Raw genomic sequence first — 15,560 nt, forward strand, 5'->3', positions numbered from 1 at the left:
TGAAAATCGCGAGCCGAAAAAAATTGGATGGCTGTTGGTTGTCTTGATTCGTGATTCCCTTTAATCTTGATTCGCTTAAATAATTGCATATTTGCAATCCCAAAAGTTTAAGGATGGAGCAGAACGTATATATCAAGAATAAAAAAGCCTACTTTGAGTACAGCATACTGGATAAGTATGTGGCCGGCATACAGCTTTTGGGTACTGAGATCAAATCTATCCGTAATGGCAAGGCCAACATAAATGATGCATTTTGCACTTTTATTGATGGACAGTTATATGTGCGCAACCTGCATATTTCCGAATATTCTTACGGTTCGTTCTACAATCACGAGGCCAAGCGCGACCGTGTGCTTTTGCTTCATAAAAAAGAACTGAAAAAGCTGCAGACCCGCGGTGAAGAAAAGGGTTTAACCATAGTTCCTTTAGCATTGTTCATTAGCGAACGCGGATTTGCCAAACTGGAGATAGGACTTGCCCAGGGTAAAAAAACCTACGACAAACGCGAAACCTTGAAAGAGCGTGATACCAAACTGGAAATGGATAGAGCGATGAAGCGGTAGTTTTCAGTTTTAAGTCCGCAGTTTGCATGAGAAAACTGCTGGTTATAAATTGCTAACTGCAAACTATCTATTGCCTACTAAAGCTACCACGCCCTATCGCCTACCAAAGGCACAAACCTAAAGGTGTCTAACACATGGCGTTCATAATCATGTTCGCTGGTTTTAAGCACGGTAACCATTTTTTGTGATTTCTCGTCGCCTACCGGTATTACAATGATGCCGCCAATTTTAAGTTGTTTTAATAAGATTTCGGGCACGGTCGGGGCGCCTGCCGTAACAATGATTTTATCATACGGTGCATCTGAGGCAATGCCAATAGAACCATCACCTAAAAAGAATTTGGGCTTATAACCCATGTATGGCAAAACCTGGATAGTACGTTCATAAAGCTTTTCCTGGCGTTCAATGGTAAATACTTTTGCGCCAAGTTCTAACAATATACAGGTTTGATAACCACAACCTGTTCCTATTTCCAGTACTTTATCACCTTTGCTTATATGCAATAATTCCGTTTGGTAAGCCACGGTATAGGGTTGTGATATGGTTTGCCCCTCACCTATCGGGAAAGCAATATCTTTATAGGCCTGGTTCCAAAATGTTTCATCGAAAAAATAATGCCGGGGCACCTTACCAATAGCCGCTAATACTTTTTCATCCTCGATGCCCTTTTTACGCAATAGCTCAACCAATCGCTTACGGGCCCCTTGCTCGCGGTAATTATCAATAAACTTGTACGCCATAATCCAGTGCTAAAATACTACGAATTGGCCAGTTATTAAGGAGCGCCTTAGCAAATAAACTTTTATCAATTGATTTTAAGAGAGATTATTTTTACACATACACCAAAGCATTTCTCACTAATAGAGGATGTAATAAACCATACAATTAATATGGATCAACATCGGGTTGTACAATACACCCTTTACTTAGTTTTGTGGTTTGAAATAAGGTGATCACCTCTTTTATGAGGGCCTTGGCCTTTACAATAGAAATACTATCGCGCTCAAATTTGAGCATGACCGATTTGATATAAAAGTTACGAATGCGGTTAATTAGCGGTGCCTCAGGCCCAACAACACGCTCCCCAAAGTGTTTACGAAGTTCTGTAGCCAGATATTCGGCCTGGTTATACAATACATCAGGGTCCTTATGCTTGATATACAAATTAATAATACGATAGTAAGGGGGATATTTGAAGCTTTTTCTCTCCTCCATCTCGGTGAAATAAAGATCAGCGTAATCATTATTGATCACCTGCTTAATTACCCGGTGATTAGGGTCATAAGTTTGTATAACTACTTTACCCTGTTTCCCCCGCCTGCCTGCTCTCCCGCTCACCTGTGCCAGCATCTGATAACTGCGCTCGTTTGCCCGGTAGTCCGGATATTTTAACAAACTATCTGCATTAATAATACCTATCACTGTAACATCGGCAAAATCGAGCCCTTTAGCTACCATTTGTGTACCTACCAATATATCTATTTTCTTTTCCTCCAGGTTGTTGAGTATGTTTTGTAACGCATTACGTGAGCGCGTGGTATCCAGGTCCATCCGTGCCAGCTTGGCCTCAGGAATTAAAATTGATAATTCATCCTCCACCTTTTCTGTGCCAAAGCCCTTATATTCCAGGTGAGTTGATCCGCATGCAGGACAAATATTTGGTGGATCTTCCTTGTAACCACAGTAATGACAATGCAGTTTATGCGAATGCTTATGATAGGTAAGGCTTACATCACAGTTAACACATTTCGGTGTATAAGCACAAACTTTACACATAAGTACCGGTGCATAACCGCGCCTGTTTTGGAAAAGTATTACCTGCTCTTTTTGGTCAAGAGCCTGGTAAATATCCTGCACCAGCACACTACTAAAATGCGATTGCATGGTTTTACGCTTAACCTCTTCTGTTATGCTCACCACCTGTATTAGCGGCAGCTGCACACCGCCATAGCGTTCGGTAAGTTCAACTAAACCGTACTTACCTACCCTGGCATTGTAATAACTTTCAAAAGATGGTGTTGCCGAACCCAACAATACCTTGCCTCCGTATTTGTTAGCTAAATAAATGGCCGCGTCGCGGGCATTGTAGCGAGGAGCCGGGTCAAACTGTTTATAAGATGTTTCATGCTCTTCATCCACAATGATGAGCCCTAGGTCTGTAAATGGCAAAAAAACCGATGAGCGGGCGCCGAGAACTACGTTATACTCGCCGTTCAATACTTTCTGCCAAACCTCTACCCGCTCGTTATCATTAAAGCGCGAATGATATACACCAATCGAACTTCCGAAATAGATCCGTAAACGTTCTATAATATGCGTGGTAAGCGCTATCTCCGGTAACAAATACAAAACAGGTCTCCCGGCAGCCATTGCAGCTTCAATTTGCTTTATGTATATCTGCGTTTTCCCGGATGAAGTGACGCCATGCAGCAACACCACATCTTTATGTTCAAATTGTTGCTGTATACTCTCCAATGCATCTTGCTGGGCATCACTTAAAACAAAATTGCTTATGGTGTCTTCATCCTCATCATCGCCCAGGCGCGAAACTGTTTTCTCCTCGATCAGAAAAACATCCTTTTCTACCAGCGAACGGACACTCGAGTCGCCTGCACCGCTCGCTTCAAGCAATTCAGCCTTTGTAACAGTTTTTTGCTGACGCGATAGCTTCATATAAGCCAATACCGCGTCGGCCTGCTTAGGCGCTTTTTTTTCGAGTATGATAAACAGTTCTTCCAGTTTTCCCTGGTTGTAGTATTCGGGATTTAGCTTTATATAAGTGCGTTTACGGGGTTTATAACGATCCGCGACCTCCTCTGATATATGGATAATATTTTTCTCAAATAATGATTTCAATATGGGCATTACCGTTTTTTGCCCCAGCAATTTCACAATATCGCTTACCGTTAACTCCGGCTGAATATCCAGCGCCTCAGTAATTAAATATTCCTTATCATTAAGTTGTGCCTTATCGTACGCCTGCTCTTTGTTGAGCATAACTTTAGTTTCACTGGCCAGCTTAAGGGCCGATGGCAGTGCGGCATTCATTACCTCACCCTCGTTACACAGGTAGTATTCGGCCAGCCATCGCCAAAACTCCAATTGCTTTAACGTTACTACAGGCCTGTCATCCAATATGTCGAGCAAGTATTTAGCCTCATATTTTTCAGGGGCGTGTTCAGTAACCGCGGCTACAATTGCTGTATACAACTTGCTTTTGCCGAATTGCACCACCACCCTTTTTCCTATGGCTATGGAATTATTAAGCTCATAGGGTACACGATAGGTGTAATTTATGCTTATTGCCAAAGGCAATATTACTTCAACAAAAAGCGTTTTACGTGTACCTGAAGCACCTTCGGCGAGCTCTAACATATACCAATTATTTATTCCGGAAAGCCGCTAAGGCCAGAACAACCCATCCTATTATAAACAGCAAGCCACCAATGGGGGTTATTGGCCCAAGAGCTGCTAAACCAGGCATGCCTAACAATTCACGCGTGGATAATAAATAAAGAGATCCTGAAAAAAACACAATGCCCAGTGTGAACATGTAATAGGCAACCGAGATAAGTTTATTTTTAAAACGGGTAAAGGTAGACAGGAACAGCAAAGCAAACACATGGTAAAACTGGTATTGCACAGCGGTATGCCATACTTCCAATTGCTTAGCCGATAGCGAACTTTTTAATGCGTGGGCACCAAAAGCGCCGGCAACAACCGCAATTGCACCCAGCAGCGATGCTGTAATGATGATTTGTTTGTTCATGCAGATATAAAAGGCTAAGTTAACCAAATGAAAGTATTACTTTATTGTGGTACGGTAAAATTCTAAATTGCGCCACAAACACAGGAATGAAACGACTGATTGTTATTACATTAATTTTGATTGCAGCCATAGCTTATGTAACGGTTAAATATTTCACTAACCTAAGTACATCAGCTGCACATGCCGGCAATGTTATCCGTACTATTCCTGATGACGCGGCGCTTGTATTTGAATTTACCAATGAAAACAGCTTTTACGATATTTATAAGGGCAACACCATTCTTGGTAACCTTATAGGCAGAGATCAACTGAGCGAACTTGAAGTTGTAAAGAAGGTTTTGATTGATAACTCGTTACTCAATAAAGCATTTAACGGGCATAACGCGTTCATATCTGTACACCCGGGGGCTAATAACGATTTGCCCTTATTGTTGACCATTTCTGCTAAAAATATAGATGCAGAAAGTATTGATGATATTTCCAAACAGCACCCGGCAGGAATGCTGATCAATCCTTTGAAATTAGGTGAAAGAAAAGGGTATACCATATATTTTAATCAGCTTAAAAAGCGTTTGTTTGTTTTTCACAATGGAGGGAATGTTTTTACCGCCAGTTTTTCTAAAGAATTAGTAGAAAGAGCAGCATCTTACACTGCACCAAAAGAACAGCATCATTTCATGCTGCTTCCAGATCAGCAAAACTCCAACTCACTTATTAATCTTTACGTTAACTACGAGCATTTACAGCCAATTTTTGATCGCCTTTTTATTGCTAATACCGAGATATTCAAACCCTTTAGATTATTAGCCGCATCATCCGCACTCAACCTTAATTATAAAAACGATGCGATCATGTTTAGCGGCTATACTATGCTGCAAACTAATAAACCCGGCAGCTATCTGAGTATTTTCACGCAACAACAACCTGTAGAAAACCATCTGAGAGATCTTTATCCTGTTACAACAGCGTATGCCACAGGATTGGCCGTTTCAGACATTCCGCGTTACTTTGAAAACCTGTCAACATTCCAACAAAAAGCCGGCTTACAGGCGGAAAAAGACGCGTTATTATCAAAAATAAAAACAGAAACTGGTATAAAAATAGAACCGGAATTTGAAAAACTTTCCGGTAACGAATTCGCAGTTATCACTACTCGTTTTAATGAACGTTTCGCTTTAATAGCTGTGAAAAACGGCTCAGAGTTAAGGCCGTTTATGACCAATATCAGCACCATGGTCAATGATGATATTGGCCAATTTAATTACGCCAAAATACCTTATTTTTTACTTGGCGATGTATTCAGCATATTTAAAAAGCCGTATTTCCGCATTATTGATAACTATCTCATACTCGCCAACTCAGTTAATGAGCTTCAAAGTTTCAGCGAAAGTTATTTTAAACGGAGTTTTCTGAGTAAAACCGATAAGTACCTGCCATTTAATAAACTGCTTGCCGAACGGAGCAATATTAACTTTTTGCTGCATTTTAAAAATGCGCAGCAAATACTTAAACAATCGTTAAAGCCACAATTTTTTATTGCTTTTAAAAACAGCGATTTATCTTTTAGTAATTTTTATGGCGCAAGTTTACAGTTTAGCGCAAGTGACAAAAACTACTATACCAATTTTTTCCTTTTACAAAACCCGCCGGATAGCACTGCCACTGTAAAAACCGAATAAATAATATAAAAAACACAACCCACTGTCTTCAAAATCCGTTTAAAAACAGATATTAGTAACCTATTAAGCCTATTGGCAATATTAAGATAGACAGGCATTGCACACATATATGAAGCGTTTATTACTGGCTGTATTTTTACTCACTATCTCAGCTACAGTATTTGGCCAGCAGTTTTCTCAATACAATACCGGTACCCTTTTTGATTCTTTTGAAAACCCTGCGCAAACTACCTTTGTGCCGGATACGAGCCGGTATATTGCGTTTAATTTTTTTATACCTAACCTTGGCAGCAATTTCTTTTTAACGGGCAATGGTCAAGTACCGCTTAAAAGCAGGGCGTTTAACGGAACTTATATAACCGACAACCTGGTTATGGGCCAAAATAAATTTAGCCGGGCTAAAGTTGATGCGATTACTTATTGGTTGATGCTCCGGATTTTTAAAAGCCTTGATGGCGACCAGGAAATAGGTTTTTCGGCACAAACCCGTGCAGAAGGTACAGGCCTTTTTACTGATGAAACCCTACTGTTGCTTAACGGAACAAAAAACTTTGTTGACGGCGCACCATATATTAACGTACTTAATAACAACTTCCGTTACCAGGCTTATCACCAGTTTAGCTTTGCTTACCGTGAAAAGTTCAGCAAACAATTTGCTTTAGGTATAAAATTAAGTGCTTTGTTAGGAATTCAATATCAGAGACTTAATATAGATCAATCTTACCTGCAGATAGACAATGCAGCGAATAATGCCCAATTAGGCCTACAGGGGGATTATAGAATAAGCTATACACCAGGCAAATTTAGCGGTCATGATCTATTGCCGTCATTCCGCAACCCCGGTGCTTCTATTAGCATTGGTACGCTGATCAAAACACGTGATAACTTCAATATACAGGCAAATCTTAAAGATCTTGGTTTTATTCACTGGAGTAACAAATCAATACAAAGTTTATTTAATGATGTAAATAATCCCTATGTTATTCCCAACGCTAATGATGGTTACAAGCTTGAGGAAAAATTATACGGAAGCGCACGCGAAATTGTAAGATCAGGCGATAAAACAACCGGTTTTATGTCGCCAACCAATGCTAAATTTGAGCTAAGCGCTAATAAATCTTACTGGTTGGATAACCAGATGACCTTAAGGTACTCACCTACCCTTATTGTTCAAAAAGAGCTTTTTTATGATGGCTATACAGCGGCGCTATCTAACCCCATTCAATACAAAAACTTCACCGGAACAGTTGTAGCAGCTTATAATAATTACAAAGTTTTTAATGCCGGTTTACAGTTGATGGTTAAATCGCCCAACGCCGAATTTTTTATTGGCAGCGACAGGCTATTTCAAAGTGTGAGTTTTGCAAGTGCCGCAAGTAAAAACAATAGTAGTATTAATAGTAACCCATTTTACACCGGGGCCGATTTCTTTTTGGGATTCTCCGTTAAATTCGGCAACGTAATAGAGCATCCGCTTAATTCCAGCCATATACCACTTGGAGAAAAGCCGGGATTAATTAAACGTATGTGGAATGGTATATGGGGAAAAGATAACGGCGATTAACTAATCGCTTTTTTACCGGCAATAAAATCTTTTAAATAGTAGGGCTCAAAATAGGCAACATCTTCAAACAGCCCTTTTTCAAACTTATTTTGTACTATTTGAGTTAAATGCCTGGCAGAATTGGTAAACCCTTCAATAAAGATAGCGTTGGGATGTGTATCTAATAACTCGCGGCATTTTTCTGAACCATCGCCGAAAAAAGAAATCTTATTTTCCCGCAATATATCGGCAAAACTTTCCGGTGTTATAATTTCAGCGGCTATAGGCTTTATTTGATTGCCACTTTGGTCATAAATAGCGGTATAAACCTCCATTCGCCTTGCATCAATCATAGGGCATAATAGCGTGTTGCTTTCTATGGTTTTAGTAGAAGCCAGTCCGCTTGCCATGGATGCCAGTGTATCCACAGATATTAGCGGCTTGTCTAAAGCAAAGCATAAACCTTTGGCAGTTGAAACCCCAATACGTAACCCCGTATATGAACCCGGTCCACTGCTTACGGCTATCGCATCAATATCGTTATAATTATAATTCCCTTGTTTCAATATCTCATCTATATATAAAGTAATTACCTCGGCATGTACATTGCGCATGTTTATCTCCCGGTAAGCAATTACTTTACCAGCTTTGGCAATAGCAACAGAACAAGATGTAGTGGCAGTTTCTATCTGTAAAATCATAATGAAATTCAAAAGTAGAAATTCAAAAGTAGAAATTGAGGATCGTGCATTATTTTTGACTTCTTAATTTGAATCCTGACTTAATGTCAAGGCACCGGATCATGGCCATGACCTCCCCAGGGATTACAACGCGCTATACGCTTTAAAGTGAGCCAACCGCCTTTAAAAGGGCCATATTTACGGATAGCTTCTACACCATATTGCGAACAGGTAGGCGTATACCGGCAAGAATTAGGTAATATGGGTGAGATGAGATATTGGTACAGCCTTATCAACAGCAAAAAAAAAGCGCTGAAGATGGCTTTTATACCACTCCACAGCGCATTCATTTGGTAGCCTCCGCAGCAAGTTGAGCTAAAAGCTTTACCATTTTCTTTTCAAAAAAATCATATTGGGCAATTTCTTTACCAATATAATTTACTGACAATATGAGCCTTTTACCGTTATCGTTTAAATGCTGATATAAAATTTGGTGCTTGTTTAGGCGATAAGCTTCACGCATACGCCGTTTAACCACGTTACGGTCAACAGCGCGTTTGTAGCGTTTTTTTGATACCGCGAAAACTATCTGCACGGGGTATAACTGCTCCTCAGCAGTGTACATCCACGATACACGGAAGGGATAACATAAAAAAGAAGAACCGTTATGAAAAAGCCCATCAATAAGCTTCTTATTACATAACCGTTCTTCTTTTTTAAAAGTATACATAGTTGTTAATGCTGAACCGGAGCTATGAGATAATCAATCGGTTAGCTTTCTGCACGTGCAGAAAAACAACCATGATTAAGCTTTGTGGCTGCGCTCGTCAGATACAGTTAATCTTTTTCTGCCTTTAGCTCTTCTTGCAGCAAGTACTCTTCTGCCATTGGCAGATGACATACGCTCACGGAAACCGTGTTTATTTTTTCTTTTCCTCTGTGAAGGCTGGAACGTTCTTTTCATGGCTATATTTTATTCTATTCGTCTTCTAAATCGTTGGGTTTAAAAACAAGAGTGCAAATGTAGTGTAATTTTTAGTTTTTTCAAATACTTATGCAGTTATTTGGCTAAATTTATTAACAGTCAGTTCAACTACCAACGCATGAAAAAACTTGTAGCCATACTATTTTTAATTGTGCCGTTAATTACTGTGGCGCAAGAAGACATGTCTGCGCACTATAAAATTTATAACACCGCAAAAAAAGCGCCCGCCACAATAGATGATATTGTGAACGCTTTGGCTAAAGCTGATGTGCTCTTTTTTGGCGAAGAACATAACGACTCAACGGGCCATTACCTTGAAGCATTATTGTTACAGAAGATCGTTGAGAAATACCCTGACAAATCAGCTTTATCCCTGGAGATGTTCCAGACGGATTGCCAAACTGTACTGGACGAATACCTGGCAGGGTTTATCCGCGAAAAAAACCTCATAACAGAAGGCCGTGCCTGGAATAACTATAAAGATTACCGCTCTATGATTGAACAGGCAAAAGCAGCGCACATACCTGTAATTGCAGCTAATGCGCCTATCCGCTACACCAATATGGTTACCCGCGATGGGCTGGAAACTTTAAACCGGCTAAGCAAGCAGGCCAAAAGCTGGTTGGCGCCGCTGCCAATTGATACTGCAACAGGGGCTTATTACGAAAAATTTGTGACTATTATGGGCGGGCATAATGCCATGGGTAACATGAAGATCTATCAGTCGCAAAATGTGTGGGACGCTACCATGGCTTACCATATTGCTCAATTTCTTAAAACGCATAAAGGCTTTAAAGTAATGCAGGTAAACGGAGGTTTCCATAGCGAAGAAAAGCTGGGCGTTGCCGCCCAGCTTAAAAAATATCTATCGACCGTTCGTATGGTCAACATTGCAGCCTACGCTGATGACAGCTTTGAAAACCCCGACTGGGCCAAATTTGAAAAAATGGCCGACTTTATTGTACTTACGGACCCTAAATTACCAAAGACGTTTTAATTTGGGGGCATTCGGTCGTTAAGGAGTTCTCAAACCCATTATTGCTATAGTATATCAATAGTGACTCAATGACAGAGAAGCGTAATGACCCAATGACCAAAATAAGTTTAAGCCTTTTTAGCTAACAAATCTCTTATCTCGGTTAATAATACTTCTTCTTTAGTTGGAGTTGGCTCTACTGTAGGTGCAACAGCTTCTTTCTTTTTAAAGCTATTAAGGCCTTTAATGATAATGAACAACGCTAACGCGATAATGATGAATGAAATAACTTGAGAGATAAAGTTACCGTATTTAATAGCTGTACCGGGTATTACCAGCTCGCTTAGGTTACTTAAATGAGCAGCCTTTAATGCAGGCGTAAGTATTGCAGGAGTAATAATATCATCAACCAATGATTTTACGATACTACCAAAAGCACCACCGATTACTACTGCAACTGCCAGATCTAATACGTTGCCTTTAACGGCAAATTCTTTAAACTCTTTTACAAATCCCATAATGTTTTCCGTTTGTTGTTTTAACTAAAGTTAACAATAAATATCTCTTTACGCCAAACAAAAGCACACCCAAAAACATTTTACAACGTAAATGCGGCTTTTATAAGTTATTTTAAAACTTACACGTAATTGCTGTATTTTTGGCTCCGCGTCTATTTTTATTATGCTAAAACAAAATCTTCAACAGAAACTTTTACAAAAGCTTTCGCCGCAGCAAATACAATTCATCAAATTGCTGCAGGTGCCTACCGTATCATTAGATACCCGTATCAAGGAAGAACTGGAAGAGAACCCGGCACTTGAAGATATGAGCCTCACCAATATAAATGAGCCTGAGGAGCAATACCCGGATCGTGATCCTGATGATAATTATGATAACGATAACGAGGGTGGTGAAATGGACGAATTTAACATTGACGACTATTTACAGGACGACAGTGTAAATGATTATGGCAGCCGTTACGATAATAATGGCGATGACGACGACGACCGCAAAGAAATACCAATAGCTGTACAAAGTTCATTTTTTGAAAACTTACAAGCTCAGTTAGATCTGTTACCGTTATCTGATAAAGATTTTTCTATTGGCAAACAGATCATTGGCAGCCTTGATGATGATGGCTATCTCAGACGCCCTATTATGTCGCTCACAGACGACCTGGCATTTTCGCAAAATGTGATGGCCGAGGATGAGGAAGTTGAAGACATGCTGAAAGTGATACAGGGTTTTGACCCGGCAGGGGTTGGCGCACGAACATTACAAGAGTGCCTGCTTATACAACTACGCCGTAAGGATGTAAATGACCCGGTAATTAAAAAAGCCATTTTAGTGGTAGAAAATTACCTTGAAGAGTTTACCCGTAAACATTACGATAAGCTGGAAAGAGCGCTCAGCATGAACGCTCATGAATTACGGGCTGTAGTAGGAGAAATCCTTAAACTTAACCCTAAGCCTGGCGATAGTAATGAGGTAAGTACCAAACAAATGCAGGTTATACCCGATTTTCATATCAAAAACAATGATGGTGTACTGGTACTTACACTGAACTCTAAAAACGCGCCCGAATTAAGAGTAAGCCGCTCTTATCAGGAAATGTTTCAACATTATGATAAAGCTTCACAAAAAGATAAAAAGCTAAAAGAGGCCGTTCAGTTTGTTAAACAAAAGCTCGATTCGGCAAAATGGTTTATTGATGCTATTAAGCAAAGGCAGCAAACTTTGCTTAAAACCATGAATGCCATTATGCAATATCAATACGATTTCTTTTTAACCGGCGATGATAAGAATCTGAAGCCAATGATCCTGAAAGATATTGCCGACCGTATAGGTATGGATATATCAACGGTATCACGTGTGGCTAATTCCAAATATGTACAAACAGAGCATGGCACCTTTCTGCTAAAATCATTCTTTAGCGAAGCTATACAAACGGAAAGCGGCGAAGAGGTTTCTAACAAAGAAGTTAAAAAAATACTGGAAGAGCATATAGGCAAGGAGGATAAACGCCATCCATTAGCCGATGAAAAACTTACAGAAATTTTAAAGGAAGCCGGTTATAATATTGCCCGCCGTACGGTTGCTAAATACCGCGAACAGATGAACATACCGGTTGCAAGGCTAAGGAAAGAGTTATAAGATTTGAGCTTTTTTACTGCCGGAAAAATATCCGAAAATACAGAGCTGTAAGCTTAAATAATACTGTTACCAACCATGTTGCGGGCCCGTAAGCTTATATTTATTATTGAGTAGTATCCCCAATACCAGCTCGTGTGAGCCGTTGCTTACCGTTCTGAGCGGTGATGTGGTAGCATCGTAAGCGTAACTCACATTAATAAGTGAACTGAGGTTAAAACCTGCCAATACGCCAAAGGAATCATTACGCCTGTAAGAGCCTCCAAACCAAAACCTCTCTCTAAAAGACATCTTCACATTTACATCAAATGTAGCCGGTAGCGGATCAATAAACTTTAGCAATGCCGATGGCAGTATCGAAACGTCATCAGAAAGATAAAGCCGTACCCCTGCCGTTACAAAGTAATGCGGAACAGTTTTATTAATGTTAGCATTATTGGTAGAGGTAGAAATATATTGTGTTTGAGGTAATATTTGCTGCGCCGAAACACCAAAATAATAGTTGGCAGAGTATGCCCACAACCCTAACCCTAAATCCGGCTTCCATTTATTATTTTCAAGATAATTAAGTACGGGGTCATTTGGGTTTTCAAAGGTTAACTGCGATGTATTTAAATGCAGGTGATTGGCACCTGCTGATACACCAACCGCTAAATTAAGTTTACTGGTAATACCCAAGTGATAGGCATATGTCACGGCAACATTTGTTTGATCTAATGGCCCTGCCTTATCAGTTACCAACATAAACCCTATGCCGTGGTGCGGCTCTGCCGCGCGATAGTCACTGGTGTATAAACGGCTGTATGGGCTTTCCCCTCCCATCGGCTCTAAACCGGCAGCATCACCCTGTGTAAACGCTGTTCCTATCGGCGCATTTATGGTAGCGAACGCTGTGACAGGTGCGCCGTCTATCCCGCTCCACTGGCTTCTGTAACCGAGCTTAACATCTGTATAATTCTCAATGCCAGTAACAGCGGGGTTCAATAAAAAGTTATTAAGAACATACTGTGTGTATTGAGGTTTTTGCTGCGCGTTTACCAATGCAGCAAAACTTACAAGAATAATAAGTGATAAGGCTCTTTTCAATTAAATTGCAGGAATAATTACCGTAACAGTTAACAGGCTAACTCCGTAAAATTATATAAATTTATCTGGGTTAGGTACCAGGTTAAGAAATTTTTCGATGTTCTTTTCATAACTTGATTGATCGAGCTGATAATAAAAAGCGCCTTTTTTTGATGATTGCTTATCTTTCTCGTTCTGCTTGATGAGTAAACCGGTTGATAATAATTTACGGCTAAAATTTCGGTCGTCAAATTTGGTTTGGTAAACCCCTTCGTAGAGTGTTTGCAATTGCGGTATGGTAAATTTACCCGGCAATAACTGAAATAGTATAGGATGCAAAGCGGCCTTATAGCGTAATTGCTTTAAAGCAAGCTTAACCATTTCGCTGTGGTCAAAAATAAGTTCGGGCATTTCTGTAAGCAGGAACCACTCCGGATGGTTTACATCCACCAATTGTTTCTCGTATTGATGGATATCTATCAACGCAAAGTAGGCTATAGATATCGTACGGTCTACAGGGTCGCGGTCTGGGTTACCAAAAACCCTAAACTGCTCCATGTATACATTTTTTAAACCGGTGCGCTCATACAAAACCCGGTTGGCGGCATCTTCGGGGCTTTCGGTTGGGTTAATAAAACCACCCATCAGGCTCCACTTCCCTATTCCCGGTTCAATGGCACGTTGTACCAGCAAAAGTTTTACGTTCTGCCCGTCAAATCCAAAAATGATACAATCTACAGCAACTAATATTTTTTTTTGACCCGGATACTGGTGCATTTTTCTATAGTTTATTGATCTGAATACTTAATGAGCGTTAACTACATCAAGCTTTTTAACACGCAGGTTTTTAATGCCAAACCACAGTATGGCCGCAAAACATATACATGGTACAATATACGAAAATTGGATGTTGGTTAAATCGGATATCTTACCCATTATTGGAGGCAGCACGGCACCGCCAACAATACCCATAATAACCAGTGATGAGCCCAGCTTCGTTTTCTTACCAAGATCACGGATACTTAATGAGAATATGGTTGGAAACATAATCGACATAAAGAACCAAACTGCCATTAACACATATATAGCTGCATGGCCTTCTATGTTAATTGCTGTGATAATTAAAGCGATATTGATGATAGCATAAGTAACTAACAGCCTAACCGGGTTAAATATCAACATAAGCCCTGTGCCCGAAAGCCTACCGATCATAAATAGCAGGAACGCAATACTTAATAGTTCAGCAGCATCTTTTTCGCCAATACCTGCAACGTGATAGCTATAACGTATAAAAAAGCTGCTTACACAAGCTTGTGCGCCAACATAAAAAAATTCGGCCAGCACACCAGACATCAGATGTTTATCTTTCAATAGTTCACCAATACGTGCAGACAAAGGCATCTTGTTATCGAGCGCCTCATCTGTTTCTTCTTTTACTTTCGGAAAATGAGTACGCCATACCATCACTGCAACCGAAAAAACAAGCAGGCCGATCACCAGGTAAGGTATTTGTACCGAAGAGGCTTCATGCGTAAGGTAAGCATCCAGTTGCTGAGGTGACATTGCCTTTTCTTCGGCCGGACCAAGCAGTTTACCCGATAAAATAAAACGGCCGCCAATTAACGGCGCCAAAGTAGCTGCAAGCCCATTGAAGGTTTGAGCCAGGTTAATTCGCACTGTAGCGCCTTTGGGTTCACCTACCAATGTTATAAGCGGGTTGGCAGCAGTTTCGAGGAAAGCCATTCCTGAAAACACAATAAAAAGCGAGCCCAAAAAAAACGCGTAATTACGTACAGCAGCAGCCGGGTAAAACAATATGGCGCCTACAGAAAAAAGCAATAGTCCAAGAATGATCCCTCCCTTGTAGCTATATTTTTTCATGAACTGGGCTGCCGGTATGGGTAAAATAAAATAAGCGATGTATGACGCGGAATCAATTAACGATGATTGGAAATCTGATAACTGGCAGGCTTTTTTTAAATGCGGTATGAGTATAGGGTTAAGGTTTAACGCTAATCCCCACATAAAAAAAAGAGATGTAATAAGGGCCACTGCGGCCAGGCTCTTGTCTTTTGACATTATAGGTATAATTGGTAAAATTAAGCGCTGAATATAAATATTTAAAGGCAGCTAAATAAATAAAGCTGTA

16 protein-coding genes are annotated in these 15,560 nt (G+C 40.2%); 5 read left to right on the forward strand and 11 right to left on the reverse strand.

Annotated elements, in window-relative coordinates:
* Window positions 1-113 precede the first annotated feature (113 nt).
* Window positions 114-563 carry an SsrA-binding protein SmpB gene (gene smpB / locus CKK33_RS12955; RefSeq protein ID WP_095704510.1) on the forward strand — a complete coding sequence of 150 codons (450 nt, stop codon included), beginning with the start codon at window positions 114-116 and terminating at the stop codon, window positions 561-563.
* A gap of 83 nt (window positions 564-646) precedes the next feature.
* Here the strand turns inward: smpB and CKK33_RS12960 are convergent, their stop codons facing one another.
* The 3 genes from CKK33_RS12960 to CKK33_RS12970 form a co-directional block, all read right to left on the reverse strand.
* Window positions 647-1,303, reverse strand: a complete 657-nt coding sequence (locus tag CKK33_RS12960) for a protein-L-isoaspartate(D-aspartate) O-methyltransferase (RefSeq protein WP_095704511.1) — start codon at window positions 1,301-1,303, stop codon at window positions 647-649.
* Window positions 1,304-1,448: 145 nt separating this feature from the next.
* A complete protein-coding gene (priA, locus tag CKK33_RS12965; protein ID WP_095704512.1) occupies window positions 1,449-3,938 on the reverse strand; it encodes a primosomal protein N' in 2,490 nt (829 codons plus the stop codon).
* 7 nt (window positions 3,939-3,945) lie between these two features.
* Window positions 3,946-4,332 carry a DUF423 domain-containing protein gene (locus CKK33_RS12970; protein WP_095704513.1) on the reverse strand — a complete coding sequence of 129 codons (387 nt, stop codon included), beginning with the start codon at window positions 4,330-4,332 and terminating at the stop codon, window positions 3,946-3,948.
* Between the two features lie 86 nt (window positions 4,333-4,418).
* Here CKK33_RS12970 and CKK33_RS12975 point away from each other — a divergent pair, with 86 nt between their 5' ends.
* Window positions 4,419-6,011: a hypothetical protein gene (locus tag CKK33_RS12975; protein WP_095704514.1), complete on the forward strand. Its 1,593-nt coding sequence runs from the start codon at window positions 4,419-4,421 to the stop codon at window positions 6,009-6,011.
* A 109-nt stretch (window positions 6,012-6,120) separates the two neighbouring features.
* Window positions 6,121-7,575 carry a DUF5723 family protein gene (locus CKK33_RS12980; protein WP_095704515.1) on the forward strand — a complete coding sequence of 485 codons (1,455 nt, stop codon included), beginning with the start codon at window positions 6,121-6,123 and terminating at the stop codon, window positions 7,573-7,575.
* Here the strand turns inward: CKK33_RS12980 and tsaB are convergent.
* From tsaB to rpmH, 4 genes are all read right to left on the reverse strand, one after another.
* Window positions 7,572-8,255, reverse strand: a complete 684-nt coding sequence (tsaB, locus tag CKK33_RS12985; RefSeq protein WP_095704516.1) for a tRNA (adenosine(37)-N6)-threonylcarbamoyltransferase complex dimerization subunit type 1 TsaB — start codon at window positions 8,253-8,255, stop codon at window positions 7,572-7,574. The genes CKK33_RS12980 and tsaB overlap by 4 nt on opposite strands.
* Before the next feature lie 86 nt (window positions 8,256-8,341).
* Complete coding sequence (gene yidD, locus CKK33_RS12990; protein WP_095704517.1) at window positions 8,342-8,584, reverse strand: membrane protein insertion efficiency factor YidD; 243 nt, start codon at window positions 8,582-8,584, stop codon at window positions 8,342-8,344.
* Window positions 8,581-8,964 (reverse strand): ribonuclease P protein component, encoded by a 384-nt coding sequence (locus CKK33_RS12995; protein ID WP_095704518.1) that lies wholly within the window; start codon window positions 8,962-8,964, stop codon window positions 8,581-8,583. The genes yidD and CKK33_RS12995 overlap by 4 nt, the downstream gene beginning before the upstream one ends.
* Before the next feature lie 75 nt (window positions 8,965-9,039).
* Window positions 9,040-9,198 carry a 50S ribosomal protein L34 gene (gene rpmH / locus CKK33_RS13000; RefSeq protein ID WP_078348371.1) on the reverse strand — a complete coding sequence of 53 codons (159 nt, stop codon included), beginning with the start codon at window positions 9,196-9,198 and terminating at the stop codon, window positions 9,040-9,042.
* Window positions 9,199-9,337: 139 nt separating this feature from the next.
* On the opposite strand from rpmH, the gene CKK33_RS13005 reads away from it, so the two are divergent.
* The gene (locus CKK33_RS13005; protein WP_095704519.1) at window positions 9,338-10,216 is read left to right on the forward strand and encodes a ChaN family lipoprotein; all 879 of its coding nucleotides are present in this window, start codon (window positions 9,338-9,340) and stop codon (window positions 10,214-10,216) included.
* A 107-nt stretch (window positions 10,217-10,323) separates the two neighbouring features.
* Here CKK33_RS13005 and mscL read toward each other — a convergent pair whose 3' ends face one another.
* Window positions 10,324-10,713, reverse strand: a complete 390-nt coding sequence (gene mscL / locus CKK33_RS13010; protein ID WP_095704520.1) for a large-conductance mechanosensitive channel protein MscL — start codon at window positions 10,711-10,713, stop codon at window positions 10,324-10,326.
* Window positions 10,714-10,876: 163 nt separating this feature from the next.
* On the opposite strand from mscL, the gene rpoN reads away from it, so the two are divergent.
* Window positions 10,877-12,349: an RNA polymerase factor sigma-54 gene (gene rpoN / locus CKK33_RS13015; protein WP_095704521.1), complete on the forward strand. Its 1,473-nt coding sequence runs from the start codon at window positions 10,877-10,879 to the stop codon at window positions 12,347-12,349.
* A gap of 66 nt (window positions 12,350-12,415) precedes the next feature.
* Here the strand turns inward: rpoN and CKK33_RS13020 are convergent, their stop codons facing one another.
* Genes CKK33_RS13020 through fucP form a run of 3 tightly spaced genes read right to left on the reverse strand, consistent with a single transcriptional unit; the run spans window position 12,416 to window position 15,490 of the window.
* On the reverse strand, window positions 12,416-13,432 hold the full coding sequence (locus tag CKK33_RS13020; RefSeq protein WP_095704522.1) for a type IX secretion system membrane protein PorP/SprF: 1,017 nt from the start codon (window positions 13,430-13,432) through the stop codon (window positions 12,416-12,418).
* Window positions 13,433-13,483: 51 nt separating this feature from the next.
* Window positions 13,484-14,188 carry an NUDIX domain-containing protein gene (locus tag CKK33_RS13025; RefSeq protein ID WP_095704523.1) on the reverse strand — a complete coding sequence of 235 codons (705 nt, stop codon included), beginning with the start codon at window positions 14,186-14,188 and terminating at the stop codon, window positions 13,484-13,486.
* A 27-nt stretch (window positions 14,189-14,215) separates the two neighbouring features.
* Entirely contained in the window at window positions 14,216-15,490 is a 1,275-nt protein-coding gene (fucP, locus tag CKK33_RS13030) for an L-fucose:H+ symporter permease (RefSeq protein WP_095704524.1), read from the reverse strand.
* Window positions 15,491-15,560 lie beyond the last annotated feature (70 nt).

Source organism: Mucilaginibacter sp. MD40, from assembly GCF_002288635.1.
Taxonomy (GTDB): Bacteria; Bacteroidota; Bacteroidia; order Sphingobacteriales; family Sphingobacteriaceae; genus Mucilaginibacter.

What these genes read in the sequence shown, in the direction of transcription:
- CKK33_RS13025 (WP_095704523.1), bottom strand. Translation starts at nt 14,188, where the DNA reads ATGCACCAGTATCCGGGTCAAAAAAAAATATTAGTTGCTGTAGATTGT.
- rpmH (WP_078348371.1), bottom strand. Translation starts at nt 9,198, where the DNA reads ATGAAAAGAACGTTCCAGCCTTCACAGAGGAAAAGAAAAAATAAACAC.
- CKK33_RS13005 (WP_095704519.1), top strand. Translation starts at nt 9,338, where the DNA reads ATGAAAAAACTTGTAGCCATACTATTTTTAATTGTGCCGTTAATTACT.
- mscL (WP_095704520.1), bottom strand. Translation starts at nt 10,713, where the DNA reads ATGGGATTTGTAAAAGAGTTTAAAGAATTTGCCGTTAAAGGCAACGTA.
- CKK33_RS12975 (WP_095704514.1), top strand. Translation starts at nt 4,419, where the DNA reads ATGAAACGACTGATTGTTATTACATTAATTTTGATTGCAGCCATAGCT.
- CKK33_RS12980 (WP_095704515.1), top strand. Translation starts at nt 6,121, where the DNA reads ATGAAGCGTTTATTACTGGCTGTATTTTTACTCACTATCTCAGCTACA.
- priA (WP_095704512.1), bottom strand. Translation starts at nt 3,938, where the DNA reads ATGTTAGAGCTCGCCGAAGGTGCTTCAGGTACACGTAAAACGCTTTTT.
- yidD (WP_095704517.1), bottom strand. Translation starts at nt 8,584, where the DNA reads ATGAATGCGCTGTGGAGTGGTATAAAAGCCATCTTCAGCGCTTTTTTT.
- fucP (WP_095704524.1), bottom strand. Translation starts at nt 15,490, where the DNA reads ATGTCAAAAGACAAGAGCCTGGCCGCAGTGGCCCTTATTACATCTCTT.
- CKK33_RS12970 (WP_095704513.1), bottom strand. Translation starts at nt 4,332, where the DNA reads ATGAACAAACAAATCATCATTACAGCATCGCTGCTGGGTGCAATTGCG.
- rpoN (WP_095704521.1), top strand. Translation starts at nt 10,877, where the DNA reads ATGCTAAAACAAAATCTTCAACAGAAACTTTTACAAAAGCTTTCGCCG.
- CKK33_RS12960 (WP_095704511.1), bottom strand. Translation starts at nt 1,303, where the DNA reads ATGGCGTACAAGTTTATTGATAATTACCGCGAGCAAGGGGCCCGTAAG.
- tsaB (WP_095704516.1), bottom strand. Translation starts at nt 8,255, where the DNA reads ATGATTTTACAGATAGAAACTGCCACTACATCTTGTTCTGTTGCTATT.
- CKK33_RS12995 (WP_095704518.1), bottom strand. Translation starts at nt 8,964, where the DNA reads ATGTATACTTTTAAAAAAGAAGAACGGTTATGTAATAAGAAGCTTATT.
- smpB (WP_095704510.1), top strand. Translation starts at nt 114, where the DNA reads ATGGAGCAGAACGTATATATCAAGAATAAAAAAGCCTACTTTGAGTAC.